Origin of the sequence: Bradyrhizobium liaoningense (assembly GCF_018130785.1) — a bacterium.
GTDB lineage: Bacteria > Pseudomonadota > Alphaproteobacteria > Rhizobiales > Xanthobacteraceae > Bradyrhizobium > Bradyrhizobium liaoningense_A.
This window is the reverse complement of sequence record NZ_JAFCJT010000004.1, coordinates 165,507-184,237: the sequence shown is the minus strand read 5'-3', so window position 1 is coordinate 184,237 and position 18,731 is coordinate 165,507. Positions and strand designations below refer to the sequence as shown.

Sequence of the window (18,731 nt, the reverse complement as noted above, 5' to 3'; positions counted from 1 at the left end):
TCCATACGGGAACCAGACGGGGGACAACGATGCTGGATAAAGAACTGCGTTCGATGATCGGTGACGTGAAGGACGGCCGAATGGATCGGCGCGCCTTCATCAAGCGCATGGCCGCGGTCGGCCTCACCGCACCCCTCGCCAACCAGATCCTCGCGCTCGGCGGCGTCGCCATGGCGGAAGGTGCCCAGACCTACAAGCCGACCAAGCGCGGCGGCGGCGGCGCGCTGAAGCTGCTGTGGTGGCAGGGGCCGACCCTGCTCAATCCGCATTTCGCCACCGGCACCAAGGACCAGGACGGCTCGCGGCTGTTCTATGAACCGCTCGCCTGCTGGGATCCGGACGGCAACATGAAGCTGGTTCTGGCGGCCGAAATTCCCTCGATCCAGAACGGCGGCCTCGCCGCCGACGGCAAGTCGGTAACCTGGAAGCTCAAACCCGGCGTCAAATGGCATGACGGCAAGCCGTTCACCGCCGATGACGTCGTGTTCAACTGGGAATATGCCAGGGATCCGGCGACCTCTGCACTGACGATCGCGACGCACCGCGACATCACGGTCGAGAAGGTGGATGATCTCACGGTCCGCATCCTCTTCAACAAGCCGACGCCGTTCTGGGCCGACGCCTTCGTCGGTGCTCCCAACACCATCATCCCCAAACATTTGTTCGCCGACTACAAGGGATCGAAATCGCGGGAGGCGCCCACCAATCTCTCCCCGGTCGGCACTGGCCCCTACAAGTTCGTCGAGTTCAAGCCGGGCGATCTCGTCCGCGGCCAGCTCAATCCCGATTACCACATGCCGAACCGGCCTTATTTCGACACGGTCGAGATGAAGGGCGGCGGCGACGCCGTCTCTGCGGCGCGCGCGGTGATCCAGACCGGCGAATATGATTTCGGATGGAACATCCAGGTCGAGGACGACGTGCTGCTGCGCCTCGAAAAGGGCGGCAAGGGCAAGACCATTTATGCCGTGGGCGGCGACACCGAATTCATCGCGCTCAACTTCACCGATCCGAACGTCGAGGTCGACGGCGAGCGCTCCTCGATGAAGACCAAGCATCCGCTGTTCTCCGATCCGGCGGTACGCAAGGCGCTGTCGATGCTGGTCGACCGCGAGTCCATCAAGAAGGCGATCTACGGCCGCGCCGGCCGCACCACCGCCAACTTCCTCAACGGTCCCGAGAAGTTCGTCTCCAAGAACACCTCCTGGGAGTTCAGCATCGAGAAGGCCTCGAAGCTGCTCGACGACGCCGGCTGGAAGCCCGGCGCGGATGGCATCCGCGAGAAGGACGGCAAGAAGCTGAAGCTTTTGTACCAGACCTCGATCAACGGTCCGCGTCAGAAGACCCAGGCGATCGTCAAGCAGGCCTGTCAGAAGGCCGGCATCGACGTCGAGCTGAAATCGGTGGTGGCGTCCGTGTTCTTCTCCTCCGATGTCGCCAACCCCGACACCTATGCGCATTTCTACGCCGATCTCGAGATGTTCCAGATCCCGCTGAGCCAGCCGGATCCGGCCCAGCACATGCGTCGCTATCTGTCGACCAACGTCGCCACGAAGGAAAACAAGTGGCAGGGCACGAACTTCCCGCGCTGGGTCAACAAGGACTATGACGCAGCGATCGAAGCAGCCGAAAGCGAAATGGATCCGGTCAAGCGCGCGGCGCACTATATCAAGGCCAACGATCTCATGTTCCAGGACACCGTGTTCATCCCGGCGCAGCATCGCCTAAAGGTGGAAGCGGCGGCCAACAACCTGCGTCCGATCATCAGCGGCTGGGCCAACGAAACCGACAATCTGCACGATTGGTACCGCGAGGAATGATCCCCCAGCTCTAGACGGGGTCTTTCCCTATGAGTCAGTACGTCCTGCGTCGCCTCCTGATCGCGATTCCGAGTCTTCTCGGAATCTCGGTCGTGCTGTTCGTCGTGCTGGCGCTTGCGCCAGGCGATCCGTTCTCGGAATTGGCGACGAATCCGAACGTCCCGCCCGAAGTGCAGGCCGCGCTTCGGGCGAAGTTCGGCCTCGACGATCCGATCTACCTCCGTTACCTGCACTGGCTCAACGCCATGCTGCACGGCGACTGGGGTTTCTCCTTCGTCAGCCGGATGAACGTCGACACGCTGATCCTCCAGCGTCTGCCCGCGACGCTCTACGTGATCGGTTCGGCGCAGATTCTGGCGCTCCTGGTTGCGATCCCGGTCGGGGTCTATGCGGCGACAAAACCCTATTCGCTGTTCGACCAGATCGCCAACACGCTCGCCTTCGTCGGCTTCTCGCTGCCGACCTTCTTCACCGGCATCCTGTTCATCCTGATCTTCTCGGTCACGCTGGACTGGCTGCCTTTCGTCTATACGACCGACATCAAGGGCACCGGCATCCATTGGGTGCTGGAGATGATCCGGCAGGCGATCATGCCGGTGGCGGTGCTCGGTCTGTTTCAGGCAGCATCGATGACGCGTTTCGTTCGCTCGGCGATGCTCGACGTGATCCGGCTCGACTACGTCACCACCGCCCGCGCCAAGGGCCTCGGGCAGGCCAAGGTCATCGTCAAGCACGTCATGCGCAACGCCATGATCCCGGTCGTTACCCTGATTGCGTTGCAGATGCCGGCCGTGTTCGGCGGCGCCATCGTCACCGAGCAGATATTCCGCATCCCCGGCATCGGCTCGCTGCTCATCTCCTCCATCCTTTCCAACGACACGCCGGTGGTGATGGCCGTCACCTTCGTCTTCGCGTGCCTCGTTGTGCTGTTCAATCTCATCGCGGACGTCCTTTATGGCTGGCTTGACCCTCGCATCTCCCTCCGTTGAGCGGCGCGTCTACTCGCCCTGGCGCGAGATGTGGCGGCGCTATAGCCGCCACAAGCTTGCCGTGGTCAGTGCCTTTCTGCTCCTCATTCTGATCGTGGCGGTGGTGGCCGGCCCCTTCGTCTGGCGGGTCAAGATCGACGACATCGATATCGTGGCAGGCATGCAGGGGCCGTCGCTTGCCCATCCCTTCGGCACCGACGATCTCGGGCAGGACATCCTTGCCCGCATGATCTATGGCGGGCGCATCTCGCTTGCGGTCGGCCTTGCCGCGATGCTGGTCTCGGTCTTTATCGGTGTGCTGATCGGCGCGCTTGCCGGCATGTCGCGCGGCGCGCTCGGCCACGGCCTGATGTGGCTCACCGACCTCTTCCTGTCCCTGCCGCAACTGCCGCTGCTGCTGCTGCTGATCTACCTTTTCCGCGACGGGCTGAAGCAGATGTTCGGTCCCGAGGGCGGCATCTTCATCCTGATCGTGCTCGTGATCGGCGGCTTGCGCTGGATGCCTGTCGCGCGGCTGGTGCGTGCGCAGTTCCTGTCGATCCGCGAGAAGGAGTTCGTCGAGGCCGCCCGTGCGCTCGGCGCAAGTCCGGTGCGCCAGGTGGTGCGGCACATCCTGCCCAATGCGCTCGGTCCGGTGATCATCGCCGGCACCATCGACGTCGCTGCCGCCATCATCGCGGAATCGACGCTGTCCTTCCTCGGCCTTGGCTTCCCGCCGGATACGCCAACGTGGGGCCGGCTCTTGTTCGACGCCAAGGATTTCCTCGACATCGGCCCGCACTGGGCGCTGTTCCCGGGCGGCGCGATCTTCATCGCGGTGGTCGCCATCAACTTCATCGGCGACGGCTTGCGTGACGCGCTCGATGCGCGACGGGTGATCTGATGGCACCGTTGCTGGAAATCAAGGGGCTGAAAACCCACTTCTCGACCGACGACGGCATCCTGCAGGCCGTCGACGGCGTCGACATCTCCATCAACAAGGGCGAGACGCTCTGTGTCGTCGGCGAATCCGGCTGCGGCAAGACCGTGACCGCGATGTCGATCCTGAAGCTGATCGCCATGCCGCCGGGCCGCATCGCGGCCGGCCAGATCATCTTCGAGGGCCGCGATCTCGTGCCGCTGACGAGCAGTCAGCTCGACGATATCCGGGCCAAGGAGATCGGCTTCATCTTCCAGGAGCCGATGACCTCGCTCAATCCGGTGCTCACCATCGGCGAGCAGATCGCCGAGAGCCTGCGCCGGCATGAAGCGGTGACGAAGAAGCAGGCGCTCGAGCGCACCATCGAGATGCTGAAGCTGGTGCAGATCCCCAACGCCGAAGGCCGCGTGCACAACTATCCGCACCAGTTCTCAGGCGGCATGCGCCAGCGCGTGATGATCGCGATGGCGCTCGCCTGCAGGCCGAAGCTGATCATCGCCGACGAGCCCACCACCGCGCTCGACGTCACCATCCAGGCGCAGATCCTCGACCTCTTGCAGGACATGAAGGAGCGGTTCGGCATGGCGGTGATGCTGATCACCCACGCCATGGGCGTCGTCGCCGAGACCGCGCAGCGCGTCGTCGTGATGTATGCCGGCAAGGTAGTGGAGGAAGCGCCCGTCGACGACCTCTTCGGCGATCCCCGTCATCCTTATACGCAGGGCCTGATCCGCTCGATCCCGCGCATCGATCTCGACAGCGAGCACAAAACCCGGCTCGAAGCGATCGGCGGCTCGGTGCCGATCCTGATCAATCCGCCGGTCGGTTGCCGCTTCGCCCCGCGCTGCAAGTTTGCCATGAACGTCTGCACCGAGAAGGAGCCGCTGCTGCGCGAGATCGCGCCCGGCCATCGCATGGCTTGTCACCTCGGAGATACGCAGTTGGGAGGCACGGCATGACCGAGCCCTTGCTCCGCGTCAGCGGCCTGAAGAAATATTTCCCCGTGCTCGGCGGCCTGCTGTCGCGCCAGGTCGGCAGCGTCTATGCGGTCGACGGGGTCTCGTTCTCGGTCAATCGCGGCGAGACGCTCGGCCTCGTCGGCGAATCCGGCTGCGGCAAGTCCACGACGGGTCGCTGCGTGCTGCGCCTGATCGAGCCGACCGACGGCGAGGTCGTGTTCGACGGCCAGGACGTGCGCCGGCTCAGCGGCACCGATCTGCGCGCGATGCGGCGGAACATGCAGCTCGTGTTCCAGGATCCCTTCGCCTCGCTCAATCCGCGCATGACGGTCGGTGCGATCCTCGGCGAGGCCTTCACCATCCACAATCTCACGTCCTCGGCCAAGGAGCGCGAGGAGCGCGTCGCGGGCCTCCTGGTGAAAGTCGGTCTCAAGGCCGAGCACATGCGTCGCTATCCGCACGAGTTCTCCGGCGGCCAACGCCAGCGCATCGTGATCGCGCGGGCGCTCGCGGTCGAGCCGAAGCTGATCGTCTGCGACGAGCCGGTATCCGCGCTCGACGTGTCGATCCAGGCGCAGGTGATCAATCTGCTGGAGGATCTCCAGGCCGAGCTGAACCTCACCTATCTGTTCGTCGCGCACGACCTGTCGGTGGTCGAGCACATTTCCGACCGCGTCGCCGTGATGTATCTCGGGCGGATCGTCGAACTGGCGAAAGCGAGCGATCTCTATCGCAATCCGCAGCATCCCTACACCAGGGCGCTGTTGTCGGCGGTGCCGGTGCCCGATCCCAAGCTCAAGCGTGAACGCATTCGCCTCAAGGGCGACGTGCCGAGCCCGATGAAGCCGCCATCTGGCTGCCACTTCCACACCCGCTGTCCGATCGCCCAGCCGCGCTGCGCGGAAAGCGCGCCCGAGCTGAGGGAAGGGGCGGGCGGGCACTTCGTGGCGTGCCACTTGGCGTAATGGTGCAGAGCGCCAAGCGCAGCAGGCGCCTTTACGCTGCCGCTTAATTTAATCCGACAGGCGGGGAATAATTCGAACAGGCGAGTTGGCGGCGTCCTGCACGCCCGCCGCGTCGTAGCGTCGCATCGTCAGGAACTTTCTTGCCAAAGTCCGGCGCAAGTCCTTGTCTTCTCCTTACAAAAAAAGGGGCGATCCGTCACGGATCGCGCTGAGGGAGGACATCATGACGAAGACGAGCAAGGACGGCGCGTCGACGCGTCGCCGTTTTCTCAGGACGGCCGCAGCAGGGGCGGCCGCCACTGTCGCCGCGCCAACCATCGCGCTGGCGCAGGGGCCGATCAGCATGCGTTGGCAGAGCACCTGGCCGGCCAAGGACATCTTCCACGAATACGCGCTCGACTATGCCAAGAAGGTCAACGACATGACCGGCGGCGACCTCAAGATCGAGGTGCTTCCCGCCGGCGCCGTGGTGCCGGCCTTCGGCCTGCTGGATGCGGTGTCGAAGGGCACGCTCGACGGCGGGCACGGCGTGCTCGCCTATCACTATGGCAAGCAGAACGCGCTGGCGCTGTGGGGCTCGGGTCCGGGCTATGCCATGGATGCCAACATGCTGCTCGCCTGGCACCGCTATGGCGGCGGCAAGGAGCTCCTCGAGAAGCTCTACGCCTCGATCGGCGCCAACGTCGTCTCGTTCCCATACGGGCCGATGCCGACCCAGCCGCTCGGCTGGTACAAGAAGCCGATGACCAAGGTGGAGGATTTCCAGGGCCTGAAATTCCGCACCGTCGGCATCTCCATCGACGTGTTCACTGGCCTCGGCGCAGCGGTCAACGCGTTGCCGGGTGGTGAGATCGTTTCGGCGATGGACCGTGGCCTCCTGGACGCGGCCGAATTCAACAACGCCACATCCGATCGCGTCCTCGGCTTCCCGGATGTTTCCAAGATCTGCATGCTCCAGAGCTACCACCAGAACGCCGAGCAGTTCGAGATCTTATTCAACAAGACCAAGTTCGACGCGCTGCCGGAGAAGATGAGGGCGATCATCGCCAATGCTGTCGACGCGGCCGGCCAGGACATGGCCTGGAAGGCGATCGACCGCTACTCCAGGGACTACGAGGAGCTGCAGACCAAGGACAAGGTCAAGTTCTACAAGACGCCGGACACGATCCTCCAGAAGCAGTTGGAGGTGTTCGACCAGGTGGCCGAGAAGAAGTCGGCAGAGAACCCGCTGTTCAAGGAGATCATCGAATCGCAACTGGCCTTCGCCAAGCGGGCGACGCAGTGGGAGCAGGATACGGTGGTCAGCCGCCGCATGGCCTATACCCACTATTTTGGTCCGAACGCCAAGAAGAAGAGCTAGCCGGCTCATCGCACGATCGAAGCGTCATCCGGGACCGCAACCCGGATGGCGCTCGTCTTCTAGGATTGGCGGTGGCAACGCAATGAATGCGCAGCGCTTTCTGTACACCATTGACGCGATCAGCACGTGGACCGGCAAGATCGCGGCCTGGCTGGTCGTGGGCCTGATGGCACTGGTCTGCGCCGAGGTCTTCAAGCGCTACATCCTCAACATGCCGACCGCCTGGATCTTCGACGCCTCGAACATGCTGTATGGCACCCTGTTCATGGTCGCGGGCGCCTATACGCTGGCCCAGAACGCCCATGTTCGTGGCGACTTCCTCTACTCTTCGATGCGGCCGCGCACCCAGGCGAGCCTCGACCTCGTGCTGTACTTCGCGTTCTTCCTGCCCGGCATCGCCGCGCTGGTCTATGCGGGATGGGACTATGCGCTGGATTCCTGGCGCATCAACGAGCATTCCAATGTCACCGCCGAAGGGCCGCCGGTCTACCACTTCAAGTTCATGATTCCGCTCGCGGGCGCTCTGGTGCTGCTGCAGGGGGCAGCCGAAATCGCCCGCTGCGTGCTCTGTCTCAAGACGGGGACCTGGCCGAGCCGGCTCGCCGATGTCTCCGAAATCGACGTCATCGAGGAGCAGCTTGCGCACAGCGAACATGTCGACGAAGAGGCGCGGAAGGCCGCGATCGCACGCGCACAGGACATCGAGGAAAGCGCGCGGCAGCGCGGCATGGGCGGAGACCTGCAGGGATGATCAGCGATCCGGCACTCGGACTCTTGATGCTCGCCCTCATCGTGGTCGTGATCATGATGGGCTTTCCGACCGCCTTCACCCTGATGGGGCTCGGCATGTTCTTCGGCTTCTTCGCCTATCACCGGGCGGGCGAAGCCTGGGGCGACAACCACATCTTCGACCTGATGGTTCAGCGCACCTATGGTGCGATGACCAACGACGTCCTGATCTCGATCCCTCTGTTCGTGCTGATGGGCTACGTCATGGAGCGCGGCGCGCTGGTCGACAAGATGTTCTACTCGATCCAGCTCGCCTTCCGCCGCTTGCCTGCTTCGCTCGCGGTGGCGACGCTGATTGTCTGCACGTTCTGGGGCATCGCAAGCGGGCTCGTCGGCGCGGTCGTGGTATTGATGGGCGTCATCGCCTTCAATCCGATGCTGAAGGCCGGCTATGACGTCAAGCTCGCCTCCGGCGTCATCACCGCCGGCGGCACGCTCGGCATCCTGATTCCGCCCTCGGTGATGATCATCGTCTACGCGGCCGTGGCCGGACAGTCGGTGGTGAAGCTCTACGCGGCGGCGATGTTTCCTGGCTTCTTCCTGGCCTTCCTCTATCTCGTCTACATCGTCGGCTGGGCACTCCTCAATCCGAAGATTGCGCCGAAGCTTCCCGAAAGCGAAGTCAAGGTTCCGGTCCGTCCGTGGATCGTCACGCTGCAGCAAGCCTATTCGCGCAAAGTGCTGCCGGCGCTCGTTGCGGCGCTGCTGGCGCCTGCCAGGATCGTCAATGCCGGCGTCGATGGCGCCCGCGTCACCTATTTGACGCTGGTGAGGAGTCTCGGTTATGCGCTGGTGCCGCTGGTCCTCACGCTCGCAACGCTCTGGGCCGCCTGGTGGTATGTCGTGATCCACCAGCAGGCTGACATTCAAACGCCGGTCGCGGCCGCAACGCAGCAACAGCCGCGCGCAGAGGAGACGCTCCAGCCGCTCGGCGCGGGCGCCCAGGAGCAGGAGAGCGCCGAAGAAAAGCTCGAGGAGCTCGGCGGCGCCGCCAGCCGGTCGGAGAGGGCCACGCCGAACGAGCCCGAGGTGCTCCAGCAAATGGGCAGTGCCGAGCTGCGGGGCAAGACCACGGCCGCGCCCACGGAGTCCGGACCGCCGCCCGAGTTCTATACTTACTTTGCCGTCGTCGCCGGTATCTGCGCGCTCATGCTCCTCTATTATTACTGGACCATGGAGGCCGAGCAGTTCGAGGTGCTGCGGCTCCTGGTCATGTCCGTGATGCCCCTCGGCATCCTGACGGTGGTCGTGCTCGCCGTGATCCTGTTCGGCATCACCACCGCGACAGAATCGGCGGCAGTGGGTGCGGCCGGCGCCTTCCTGCTCGCGTTCCAGGCCAGGACGCTGGACTGGAAGCGCACCAAGGAGGCGGTGTTCCTGACCGCCAAGACCACCTCGATGGTGTGCTGGCTTTTCGTGGGCTCGGCGCTGTTCTCGGCGGTGTTCGCGATCCTCGGCGGCCAGGCGCTACTCGAAAGGTGGGTGCTCTCGCTCAACATGTCGCCGGTCCAGTTCATGATCCTGTCGCAGGCGATCATCTTCCTGCTCGGCTGGCCGTTGGAATGGACCGAGATCATCGTGATCTTCGTGCCGATCTTCCTGCCGATGCTGAAGCACTTCAACATCGATCCGATCCTGTGGGGCGTGCTGGTCTTCGTCAACCTCCAGGCTGCATTCCTGTCGCCGCCCGTGGCGATGTCGGCCTTCTATCTGAAGGGCGTGGCGCCAAAGCACGTCACGCTCAACCAGATCTTCTCCGGCATGATGCCCTACATGCTGATCGTGATCCTCTGCATGGTGTTCATGTACATCTGGCCGGGCCTGACGCTGTGGCTGCCGAACTATCTGTACGGAAGTTGAGCATCGGGCCGCCCCTTGGGCGAAGGAGTGGGCGGAAAAACTCATTTCGGACTGTGAACCATCTTACACCACATGCCTCCGATGGTGCTAGAATGGCCAGGCTTCTTGCTTGAAGGAGGCCCCGATGCTGACACCCTTCAACGGGTCGTACTGGGAACAGAGCGCCCGTGACTGGACGATGAGGCTTGGCGCGCTCATGCCCCAACCGCGCAAAGAGCCCGCTGAGCCCAAACCACAGCGGGCCCCGTGGCGGCACTTCGACGATACCCATCATTGGGACTCGACCGCGGAGGAATGGGTCCCCAACCACGACAGGTGATCGCGCCCGGGCCGAGCCTGCCTGGACGCCTTCACCGACGTTACGATGTTACGCATATTCATCCATGAAGCAGGCCATATTCCGAGAGGGCCTGCCTGAACGCCTCCATCGACGTGTGGCGATGCGCGAACAGCCCCGCCTCACGCGCGCCGGCAACGTTGGCCATGAGATCGTCGACGAACAGGACGGTCTCCGGTGTCGCCTGCAGCTCCGACAGGCAGAGCCGATAGCAGCGCGGGTCCGGCTTCGCCGCCTTGAACTGGGCCGAGGTGTAGATTCCGGAGCCGAACAGCGGGCGCAATTCCGGCAGCAGCTTTTCGATATGGTCGGAGACCAGCGTGGTATTGTTGGTCAGGATTGCAATATCGACGGTTTCACGCAGGCGGCGGACAATCTCCAGCATCGCGCGATCGGCCTGCATCGAACGGCGCCGCGCCTCGACCCACTCGTCGAGGGACAGGGGATAGCCGATGCGCTCGCCAAATCCCCGCAAATAGTCGGCTGCATCGAGCGCGCCGGAGTCGCCGAGCAGCTCGAATCCGGTCTCCCAGATCGCCTTGTAGACGAATTCATTGGTGGTGCCCGCAAGCTCCGCCAGAAAAGCGACGCGCCTGCCTCTGTCGTATTCGCAGAGGACATTGTCCAAGTCGAAGAGGACAAGCTTGATCTCGTCAGGCACGGCAACGCTCCCGGCCGGGCCGAAACGTCCGGCCGTGCTCAAGGTCATATCCCACCGGAACGTGGGCGACAAATCCGGGCGCAAAGGCCGAACGTTGCGACACAGGTGTCGAGCGTGGCAGTTTCATGGCTACGAGGTGCGGCGGCGGGCCAGTTGATGCAGCACCGTGCCGATGGTCGGGACTGCACCGGTCTCGCGGAGCCAATTGTCGGCCAGCTCCCTCAGTTCGCCCGGCGTCAAGCCGAACTTGCGGCGGAATGCGCGAATGAAGGTGGAATCGCTGCTGAAGCGCATGCCGACGGCAAGGTCGATCAGCCGCGTGTCCTCCGCGGACGGCGATATCAGCTGCCGGAAAGCGAGATTGAGCCGCTGACTCTCATCGTCGGATGTTAACCACGCCGCCGCGGCCATGCCGGTTTCGCGCGCCGTCCGCCGCGTCAGCCGACCAGCGTGAAGCCGACGCGCAGCGTCACCTGGTAGTGGCGGACGGCGCCATTCTCGATGTGACCGCGTGTCTGCACCACCTCGAACCATTTCATCTCGCGAACGGTCTTGGCGGCGCGGCTGATCGCGTTCTTGATCGCATCCTCGATGGAGGTTTCGGATGATCCGACCAGCTCCAGGATCTTGTAGACGTGATCCGTTTCGGCTGTGGGCATGGTACGTCTCCCTCGTTTGCGTTGCGGCACCACCGCCACCCGCTCCCATTTGAACGGGTACCGGCGTTCCGGGTTCCATCGTCCGCCATGGCCCGCATGCGCCAGGCGAGGTGGAGTGCGTCCCACCCGCCTGCTAAGCGCTGTTCATGGATTCGGCGCGGCGCGACAGGACGATCGGCTCTCTATGCCTCGGTGTGACCGCGTTCGGCTGGGCGCTGAACTGGCCATTGATGAAGCTGCTGCTCCAGCAATGGCCGCCGCTGTTCGCGCGCGGGCTGGCCGGCGTCTGCGCCTCGCTCATTCTCGGCGCGCTGGCACTAAGCCGAAAAGAATCTTTCGCCGTTCCGCGCGAGGCGATTCCGCGGCTGTTGTTTGCGGCTCTCACCAACGTCCTTGCCTGGATGGGGCTCGGCACGGTCGCGATGAAATATGTGACCGTGAGCGAGGGGGCTCTGCTCGCCTATACAATGCCGATCTGGGCCATGCTGTTCGCCTGGCCGGTGCTGGGTACGCGGCCGACCATGCGGGATATTTTGGGTCTCGCCCTCGGTGTCGCCGGTGTCGCGCTGCTCCTCGGCGGCCACGGCTTTGCGTTCGGCGCAGACAAACTGCTCGGCATCGCGCTCGCGCTGCTCTGCGCCATCCTGTTCGCGCTCGGCAATGTGCTCAATCGCAAGCCGCTGCCGATGCCGCCGCTTGTGGTCGTCGCATGGCAGGTTGGGCTCGGCTGCGCCACGATGCTGATCCTCGGCATCCTGTTCGAGCATCCCGATGTCACCGCGATCTCCCCGCTGGGACTCGGCTGCTTCGTCTATATGACGCTGGTGCCGATGGGCGTCTGCTACGTCACCTGGTTCGAGACATTGCGCCGCCTGCCGCCGACCTCGGCCTCGACCGGCATGCTGATCGTCCCCGTGATCGGCGTCGTCTCCGCCGCGATCATCCTGGGCGAGCCGCTGGGCCTGCGCGAATGGGCGGCGATGGCGCTCACGCTCGGCGGCGTGACGCTGGCGTTGCAGCGGGCCTAGAGACGTTATTCCGCGGGCTGCGACAGGATGGGCGCCGGCTGCGTCCCGCGCCACAGCAGCCGCAGCAGCAGGACCAGGAGCGCCATCAGGGCGAAGCCGCCCAGGGCGGGCGCGAAATGTTGATCGGGATCGGCCTTCTGCCCGAATTGCACCGCGAGCCGCGCCGACTGCAACAGCCCATAGGCTCCGGCGAACAGGATCAGTCCGTATATGACGCTCCGCTCGCGCGGGCTCGCCATCCTGGCGAGATCGGGCAGCATCAGGGCCAGACCGATCCCGAGCATCGGCAGATCGTAATCATACGCATAGGGGCTGATCATCACGGATACCATCACGGCGGCGCCGAGCGTGAAGGCGTGTGAAGCGCCCCGCGCTGCACCGAGAAGGACGGCGAACAAGGCCAGCCCGGCAACGGCCGTCTGTCCCCAGAAGGCGGCGCTTGCGGGAAAGCCGGCCTTGTACAGCGCCGCATAGGTCGAGATCATGCGAAAGAGTGGATAGAAGCCCTGCTCGAGATAGCTCGCCGATTCCCTGATCGCCCCGAGCCACGCGAACCAGATCTGCCAACCGAAGAGGAGCGTGCAGAGTAGTGAGCTCGCCATGACGACAGCCGCGGCCGTTCCGAGCGCAATCCAGCGCCGCGTCACCAGCAGATAGACGGCGGCGGCAATCGCAAGATGCGGCTTGATCACCATGGCGCCGAGCGCGAGGCCGGCCAACAGCTGCCGGCGCTGCACGTTGAGGCAAACGAGCCCGATCAGCGCCCCCGTCAGAAAGCCGTTCTGCCCGCAGCCGATGGTGATCGCCATCGCCGGAAACAGGATCACCAGCACCTGCGCGAAATTCCGGCCGGCGATAGCCCGCAGCGTCACGAGATAGAGCGCAAGTGTCGCGGCGGTGAACAGGAGATAGCCGATGCCGACCGGCAGGAATGCGAACGGCGCGAGCAGGAGGTCGTATTGCGGCGGATAGGTCCAGGGCATGAAGCCGGTGGCGCCGCCGGCCGCCTCCATCTGCATCTTCAGCAGGGCATCGAAATGATAGACTTGGTCGAGATCACCGCGCCAGACGTGCTGCGCGACGATGTGGAAGGCATCGAAATCGGCGAGCTCGCGATCCGTCCAGCCGCCGAAGCGTGCGAACCAGAAGGCCTTGAAGACGGCGATCGCCGCCAGCGCCGCCAGCACGAAGCGGACATAGGCAGTCCGCTTCGACGGCGAGGACTGAACCGCTTCCAGCGTCTCGGCAAACATGAGCGACGACCTTGGACCTGACGGATCGGCGGTGGGACGGGCAGGGCCGCGGATCCCGGCCAAACTGCCATCGGAGGCTTAAGGGACGGTAACGAATGCGGAAGGATTTCGCGCCGGCGCCTCTCTGGCGGAGCTGGGGTGCGCGGAACTGGGCCCGGTTAACCGCCGATCTTGCGCCGGGGTGACGCGATTTCCGGCCGACCTGAATGCGGTGTCGAAATGACCTTTTCGAAATCGCCCGCCCGCACAGATGGCCGTGCTTGCCCGCTCGAAGACAGGCGAGCTAACCTGCGCATGTCCTGCCAAGTGTTCTGCCAAGTCTTCTGCCAAGTTCGATGTGCGGTGATGATCGACAGTTGGACGAAGGGCGTTCTGGTTGCGATCGGCCTGTCTGCCGTGCCCGCGCCGGGCTTTGCGCAGGACGATCTCGATGCTGCGCCCGGCACGATGACGCTGCAAGTGACCACCGATCCCTCCATGATCGAGTGCCGCAGGCTGGAGACGGCCAATCCCGCCCTGCTCGCGTTCTTGCCGCTGCGCCGGACCTTCAACGATGACTTTGATGAGCATCCGCTTGCGACAGGTCGCTGGGTGCCGCATTACGCCGGCGGTGCGGCGTGGCCGGAAGCGCGCTATTGGGGCGGCGACGGCTCCGACTTCAAGCGCAAGACCAGCGCCAATGGCGAGCAGCAGATCTATGTCGACCCGCGCTATTCGGGGCGTGCGGGGACGCCGCTTGGGCTCGATCCGTTCAAGGTGAAGGACGGTGTGCTCTCGATCGTCGCCAGCCGCACACCACCGGAACTGAAGTCCGTTCTGTTCAACAACGAGTACATCTCGGGGATCCTGACGACCCAGGGCACGTTTGCGCAGAAGCACGGCTATTTCGAAATCCGCGCCAAGGTGCCGGTCGGCCATGCGGTCTGGCCGGCGTTCTGGATGCTGGCGGACGACGGCGGCTGGCCGCCGGAGGTCGACGTGCTGGAAGGCCGCGGCGAGCGGCCCGGCGATCTCGTGATGACGACGCATTGGCGGATTCCCTCGACCCAGAAGATCCAGTCCTGCGGCTTCGACTACGCGGTCGGCGACGCCTCCAGAGTGTTTCACAATTATGGTGTGCTGTGGGAGGAGGATCGCCTGGTCTATTTCATCGACCGCAAGCCGGTCTCCGACATCAAGGTGCCGATCGGTTTCGACGATCCCATGTACATGATCGTCAATCTCGCGATCGGATCGAAATTCTTTCTCGGCGTCGGTCCGGTCGATGCGGAATCGCCGCCCACTGTCGCATTCGAGATCGACCGGATTTCCGCCTATCAGATCGACATGGAGCAGGCTCGGAGATAGCGATGTCAGCCGATGTCTCGCGGCGCGATTTTGCCAGGCTCGCGGGCGCCGCGCTTGGCGCAGCGGCGGGTGCCAAGTCTACAGCCGCCGCGGAGAATGAAACGGCAGCATCGGCCGACCGCCATGCGCCTGCGCCTTTCCCGAAGGGTTTTCTCTGGGGCACGGCGACCTCGTCCTACCAGATCGAGGGCGCCGTCGACGAGGACGGCCGCGGCAAATCGATCTGGGACATTTTCAGCCACACGCCCGGCAAGATCGAGGACGGCTCGACCGGCGACCGCGCCAATGAGCACTATCACCGCTACAAGGAGGATGTCGCGCTGATCAAGGCGCTCGGGGTCAAGGCCTACCGCTTCTCGATTGCGTGGCCGCGAATGTTTCCGGATGGATCGGGCCAGCCTAATCCGAAAGGGCTCGATTTCTACAACCGGCTCGTCGACGAGCTGCTCGCGAACGGCATCGAGCCCTATGCGACGCTCTATCACTGGGACCTGCCGCAGGTACTCCAGGATCGCGTCGGCGGCTGGCGGTCGAGCGACACTTCGAAGGCTTTTGCAGATTACGCCGCCTATGTCGCCGCGCGCCTGACCGATCGGGTCAAAACCATCTTCACGGTGAACGAGGTCGGGCGCTTCGTGAATTTCGGCTATGGCTGGGGCATCGACGCGCCCGGCCCCAAGCTGCCGGCCGCACAGCTCAACCAGGCGCGCCATCACGTCGCGCTGGCGCATGGGTTTGCCGTGCAGGCGATCCGCGCGTCGGGCCGCGCCGGCACCCGCGTCGGTGCGGCCGAGAATATCGCAGCCTGCGTGCCCGCGATCGCAACGCCGGAAAATATCCGCGCTGCCGAGATCGCAACGCGTGAGCTCAACGCCGGGTTTCTCGGCGTGGTGCTGGAGGGCAAGTACACCGACGGCTTCCTCGCCTATGCCGGCGCTGATGCGCCGAAATTCACGCCGGAGGAGTTGAAGATCATCGGAACGCCGAACGATTTCGTCGGGCTCAACATCTACGCGCCGCAATACTACGTCACGGCCTCCGATCGCGCGTCGGGCTTCCGCGTGCTGCCGTTCCCAGCCTCGTTCCCGCACATGAACTCTGAATGGCTGCGGGTCGGCCCCGAGGTGATCTACTGGGCCCCGCGTCTCGCCGCAAAAATCTGGAACATCGAGACCATCTATATCAGCGAGAACGGCACCTCGTCCGAGGACAAGATTTCTGCCGACGGCCAGGTCTACGATCTCGATCGCATCATGTTCCTGCGCAATTACCTGACCCAGATGCAGCGTGCGATCGCCGAGGGCGTGCCGATTCGCGGCTATTTCCTGTGGAGCCTGATGGACAATTTCGAGTGGATTTTCGGCTATGGCAAGCGGTTCGGGGTCTACCGGGTCGACTTCGAGACGCAAGCGCGCGTGCCGAAGCTGAGCGCGGCGTTCTATCGGGACGTGGTGGCGAGGAATGCGATCGGGGTGTGAGCTGGACGCCTAGCCCCCGCTACTCTCCTGGTCCACAATAGACCCGCGCCACGGCGCCGTTCGTTTCTCCTTGAAGCGCGCATCGCGGCCGCGCCGTTGCAATCGAAACAAAGATCCCGCGATCGGAAACATTTCCGTAGTGCGGCCCACGCAGAGAGAGGCGGTGAAGCGAACCACAAAGGAATGAATATGAGCCGTCATTTTGGGCAACGCGCGGTTGTCATCGGAGCGGGGATTGGAGGATTGTCTGCCGCCGGTGCGCTTTCTCCCGCCTTCCAGGAAGTCGTCATTCTCGAACGCGATGTCCTGCCGGCTTCGATCATGTCCCGCGCCGGCGTTCCCCAGGATCGGCATCCGCATCTTCTTCTGGCCGGTGGACTGCAGGCCCTCGACTCCCTTTTCCCGGGTTTCGCTCAAGATCTTGCCGCCGCCGGTGCAGTTCCCGTGAATGTCTTCAAGGACGTCCAGTACGAGCGGCCAGATGTCGGCGCGCTGCCAAGGCGCGACTGCGGGACGTCGCTGCTGTGTGGCTCGCGGCCGCTGATCGAGCATACGCTGCGCCAAAAGGTGACTGCGATCGCCAATGTCAAAGTGCAATCGCAGAGCCGCGTGATGGAGATTGTGCCGGCTGCAACCCGGCCGATGGTGAAGTTCGAGAACGACGCAGGCGTTGGTGCGGCGATCGAGGCGGATCTCGTGGTGGACGCATCCGGCCGCGGCGCGCCGACGCTCGGCCTGCTCGATGTGCTTGGCTGGGAGCGGCCGCAGGAGACCGTCGTGGGCGTCGACATCAGCTACACTACCGCGGTTCTGCGGCCGGGGCGAACCTCGTTCGACTGGCAAAATCTGGTCACGTTGCCCGATCCCGCCACGTCGGCGACAGCCGGCTTGATCATTCCTCTCGAAGGCGGGCGCTGGTTTACATCGATCTCCCGTCACGGCGCGACGAATCGCCCCGGCACGTGGGAGGACTACCTTGCGGCTGCGCGCCAATTGAAGACGCCGGCGATCTACAACGCAGTCTACAAGCTCTTGCCACCCGGAGGCCTCCGGCATTTCGTGTTTGACGCGAGCCGCTGGCGGCATTTTGAACGGCTCAAGCGGCTGCCGCGCGGGATTCTCCCCGTGGCGGACTCGCTGTGCCGGTTCAATCCGGTCTACGGGCAGGGCATGACGGTCGCCGCGCGAGAGGCAAAGTTGCTGCGCGAGATCCTGGATCGCGTCGCCGGGGAGGCGGACCCGATCGAGGCCCTCCAGACTGGGTTCATGTCCGAAGTGGGCGCGCTGCTTCAGGCACCCTGGAACATGGGCGTGAACGCTGACTTCGCCTATCCAACCACGCGCGGCGAGCGCCCGGAGCGGTACGAGGAAAGCCGGCAGTTCGAAGCCGCTCTATTCCGGGCTGTCGTGGCTGATCCGGTGGTCCAGCGCGCGTTCTCGGATGTCGTGCAACTCATGGAGCCGTTCGACCTGATCAATTCGCCCGATATCCGTCAACGAATCGAGGCTCATTCGCTGGCGCAGAATGTGTGACGTTCGATGAAACGAACCGAGGACCCGACGGGTCCTCGATCTTCGATTTCAGCAGGTCGCACGAACGGCCGAGCGCGAACAGCGTCGCCCTACGGATCCAGTTCCGTATCCCAGTAGAGATAGTCCAGCCAGCTATCGTGCAGATAGTTCGGCGGGAACAGGCGGCCGTTGCGGTGGAGCTGGTGCACGGTCGGTGCGAACGCGCTCTGGCGCGGAAACATCTTTGCCTGCGCCGGCGTCAGATTGCCCTTGCGCAGATTACAGGGCGAGCATGCCGCGACGACGTTCTCCCAGGTTGTCTGGCCGCCTTTGCTGCGCGGAATGATGTGATCGAAGGTGAGGTCTTCCGGCGAGCCGCAATACTGGCAATTGAAACGGTCGCGGAGGAAGACGTTGAACCGGGTGAACGCGGGATGCGTGGTCGGCTTGACGAAGGATTTGAGCGAGACGACGCTCGGCAGCTGCATTTGCAGCGTGGGACTGTGAACCGCCTGATCGTAATGAGCGACGATGTTGACGCGGTCGAGAAACACCGCCTTGATCGCGTCCTGCCACGACCAGAGAGACAGCGGGTAGTAACTCAGCGGCCGGAAGTCCGCATTCAGCACCAACACCGGCCAACTGCCTTGCGAGACATGTGCGTTCAAGTAACGCTCCCGGCCTCCAATGTACGCTGCGAAGCAGCATGTACTGACATACTACATGCAGCGTGACGGGATTGTGAAGCCCGTTGAGCGACTTATTCAGTCGCATGCAATGCGGCGGCTCGGTGGC

The 18,731-nt window shown here is 63.9% G+C and carries 17 protein-coding genes; 12 read left to right on the top strand and 5 right to left on the bottom strand.

Features of this window, described 5'->3' with window-relative positions:
• Positions 1-29: 29 nt before the first annotated feature.
• From JQ627_RS13145 to JQ627_RS13110, 8 genes are all read left to right on the top strand, one after another.
• Positions 30-1,820, top strand: coding sequence for a peptide ABC transporter substrate-binding protein (locus JQ627_RS13145; RefSeq protein ID WP_212484624.1), 1,791 nt, complete (start codon positions 30-32; stop codon positions 1,818-1,820).
• 29 nt (positions 1,821-1,849) lie between these two features.
• The gene (locus JQ627_RS13140; RefSeq protein ID WP_212484623.1) at positions 1,850-2,809 is read left to right on the top strand and encodes an ABC transporter permease; all 960 of its coding nucleotides are present in this window, start codon (positions 1,850-1,852) and stop codon (positions 2,807-2,809) included.
• Positions 2,775-3,692 (top strand): ABC transporter permease, encoded by a 918-nt coding sequence (locus JQ627_RS13135; protein WP_212484622.1) that lies wholly within the window; start codon positions 2,775-2,777, stop codon positions 3,690-3,692. The genes JQ627_RS13140 and JQ627_RS13135 overlap by 35 nt, the downstream gene beginning before the upstream one ends.
• Positions 3,692-4,687, top strand: coding sequence for an ABC transporter ATP-binding protein (locus JQ627_RS13130; RefSeq protein WP_212484621.1), 996 nt, complete (start codon positions 3,692-3,694; stop codon positions 4,685-4,687). The genes JQ627_RS13135 and JQ627_RS13130 overlap by 1 nt, the downstream gene beginning before the upstream one ends.
• Positions 4,684-5,652, top strand: coding sequence for an ABC transporter ATP-binding protein (locus JQ627_RS13125; RefSeq protein ID WP_212484620.1), 969 nt, complete (start codon positions 4,684-4,686; stop codon positions 5,650-5,652). The genes JQ627_RS13130 and JQ627_RS13125 overlap by 4 nt, the downstream gene beginning before the upstream one ends.
• 223 nt (positions 5,653-5,875) lie before the next feature.
• The gene (locus tag JQ627_RS13120; RefSeq protein WP_028159212.1) at positions 5,876-7,012 is read left to right on the top strand and encodes a TRAP transporter substrate-binding protein; all 1,137 of its coding nucleotides are present in this window, start codon (positions 5,876-5,878) and stop codon (positions 7,010-7,012) included.
• A gap of 82 nt (positions 7,013-7,094) precedes the next feature.
• Positions 7,095-7,763: a TRAP transporter small permease subunit gene (locus JQ627_RS13115; protein ID WP_028159213.1), complete on the top strand. Its 669-nt coding sequence runs from the start codon at positions 7,095-7,097 to the stop codon at positions 7,761-7,763.
• Positions 7,763-9,661 carry a TRAP transporter large permease subunit gene (locus JQ627_RS13110; protein WP_212484816.1) on the top strand — a complete coding sequence of 633 codons (1,899 nt, stop codon included), beginning with the start codon at positions 7,763-7,765 and terminating at the stop codon, positions 9,659-9,661. Before JQ627_RS13115 ends, JQ627_RS13110 begins: the two co-directional genes overlap by 1 nt.
• Before the next feature lie 377 nt (positions 9,662-10,038).
• Here the strand turns inward: JQ627_RS13110 and JQ627_RS13105 are convergent, their stop codons facing one another.
• The 3 genes from JQ627_RS13105 to JQ627_RS13095 all read right to left on the bottom strand — a co-directional run bounded on the left by JQ627_RS13105 (position 10,039) and on the right by JQ627_RS13095 (position 11,318).
• Complete coding sequence (locus JQ627_RS13105; protein ID WP_249143064.1) at positions 10,039-10,701, bottom strand: HAD family phosphatase; 663 nt, start codon at positions 10,699-10,701, stop codon at positions 10,039-10,041.
• Positions 10,702-10,788: 87 nt separating this feature from the next.
• Positions 10,789-11,070 carry a helix-turn-helix domain-containing protein gene (locus JQ627_RS13100; RefSeq protein ID WP_249143063.1) on the bottom strand — a complete coding sequence of 94 codons (282 nt, stop codon included), beginning with the start codon at positions 11,068-11,070 and terminating at the stop codon, positions 10,789-10,791.
• 26 nt (positions 11,071-11,096) lie between these two features.
• Positions 11,097-11,318, bottom strand: coding sequence for a dodecin (locus tag JQ627_RS13095; RefSeq protein ID WP_028159220.1), 222 nt, complete (start codon positions 11,316-11,318; stop codon positions 11,097-11,099).
• A 146-nt stretch (positions 11,319-11,464) separates the two neighbouring features.
• Here JQ627_RS13095 and JQ627_RS13090 point away from each other — a divergent pair, with 146 nt between their 5' ends.
• Positions 11,465-12,346: a DMT family transporter gene (locus tag JQ627_RS13090; protein ID WP_212484618.1), complete on the top strand. Its 882-nt coding sequence runs from the start codon at positions 11,465-11,467 to the stop codon at positions 12,344-12,346.
• A 5-nt stretch (positions 12,347-12,351) separates the two neighbouring features.
• Here the strand turns inward: JQ627_RS13090 and JQ627_RS13085 are convergent, their stop codons facing one another.
• Positions 12,352-13,599, bottom strand: a complete 1,248-nt coding sequence (locus JQ627_RS13085) for a glycosyltransferase family 87 protein (RefSeq protein WP_212484617.1) — start codon at positions 13,597-13,599, stop codon at positions 12,352-12,354.
• A 345-nt stretch (positions 13,600-13,944) separates the two neighbouring features.
• Here JQ627_RS13085 and JQ627_RS13080 point away from each other — a divergent pair, with 345 nt between their 5' ends.
• From JQ627_RS13080 to JQ627_RS13070, 3 genes are all read left to right on the top strand, one after another.
• Positions 13,945-14,946, top strand: a complete 1,002-nt coding sequence (locus JQ627_RS13080) for a family 16 glycosylhydrolase (protein WP_212484616.1) — start codon at positions 13,945-13,947, stop codon at positions 14,944-14,946.
• 2 nt (positions 14,947-14,948) lie between these two features.
• Positions 14,949-16,424 carry a GH1 family beta-glucosidase gene (locus tag JQ627_RS13075; protein ID WP_212484615.1) on the top strand — a complete coding sequence of 492 codons (1,476 nt, stop codon included), beginning with the start codon at positions 14,949-14,951 and terminating at the stop codon, positions 16,422-16,424.
• Between the two features lie 189 nt (positions 16,425-16,613).
• Positions 16,614-17,957: an NAD(P)/FAD-dependent oxidoreductase gene (locus tag JQ627_RS13070; RefSeq protein WP_212484614.1), complete on the top strand. Its 1,344-nt coding sequence runs from the start codon at positions 16,614-16,616 to the stop codon at positions 17,955-17,957.
• 89 nt (positions 17,958-18,046) lie between these two features.
• Here JQ627_RS13070 and JQ627_RS13065 read toward each other — a convergent pair whose 3' ends face one another.
• Positions 18,047-18,604, bottom strand: a complete 558-nt coding sequence (locus JQ627_RS13065) for an HNH endonuclease (protein WP_014491631.1) — start codon at positions 18,602-18,604, stop codon at positions 18,047-18,049.
• Positions 18,605-18,731 lie beyond the last annotated feature (127 nt).

Coding starts and splice junctions, on each gene's coding strand:
- JQ627_RS13145 (WP_212484624.1), top strand. CDS start 30: ATGCTGGATAAAGAACTGCGTTCGATGATCGGTGACGTGAAGGACGGC.
- JQ627_RS13140 (WP_212484623.1), top strand. CDS start 1,850: ATGAGTCAGTACGTCCTGCGTCGCCTCCTGATCGCGATTCCGAGTCTT.
- JQ627_RS13135 (WP_212484622.1), top strand. CDS start 2,775: ATGGCTGGCTTGACCCTCGCATCTCCCTCCGTTGAGCGGCGCGTCTAC.
- JQ627_RS13130 (WP_212484621.1), top strand. CDS start 3,692: ATGGCACCGTTGCTGGAAATCAAGGGGCTGAAAACCCACTTCTCGACC.
- JQ627_RS13125 (WP_212484620.1), top strand. CDS start 4,684: ATGACCGAGCCCTTGCTCCGCGTCAGCGGCCTGAAGAAATATTTCCCC.
- JQ627_RS13120 (WP_028159212.1), top strand. CDS start 5,876: ATGACGAAGACGAGCAAGGACGGCGCGTCGACGCGTCGCCGTTTTCTC.
- JQ627_RS13115 (WP_028159213.1), top strand. CDS start 7,095: ATGAATGCGCAGCGCTTTCTGTACACCATTGACGCGATCAGCACGTGG.
- JQ627_RS13100 (WP_249143063.1), bottom strand. CDS start 11,070: ATGGCCGCGGCGGCGTGGTTAACATCCGACGATGAGAGTCAGCGGCTC.
- JQ627_RS13095 (WP_028159220.1), bottom strand. CDS start 11,318: ATGCCCACAGCCGAAACGGATCACGTCTACAAGATCCTGGAGCTGGTC.
- JQ627_RS13090 (WP_212484618.1), top strand. CDS start 11,465: ATGGATTCGGCGCGGCGCGACAGGACGATCGGCTCTCTATGCCTCGGT.
- JQ627_RS13085 (WP_212484617.1), bottom strand. CDS start 13,599: ATGTTTGCCGAGACGCTGGAAGCGGTTCAGTCCTCGCCGTCGAAGCGG.
- JQ627_RS13080 (WP_212484616.1), top strand. CDS start 13,945: ATGATCGACAGTTGGACGAAGGGCGTTCTGGTTGCGATCGGCCTGTCT.
- JQ627_RS13075 (WP_212484615.1), top strand. CDS start 14,949: ATGTCAGCCGATGTCTCGCGGCGCGATTTTGCCAGGCTCGCGGGCGCC.
- JQ627_RS13070 (WP_212484614.1), top strand. CDS start 16,614: ATGAGCCGTCATTTTGGGCAACGCGCGGTTGTCATCGGAGCGGGGATT.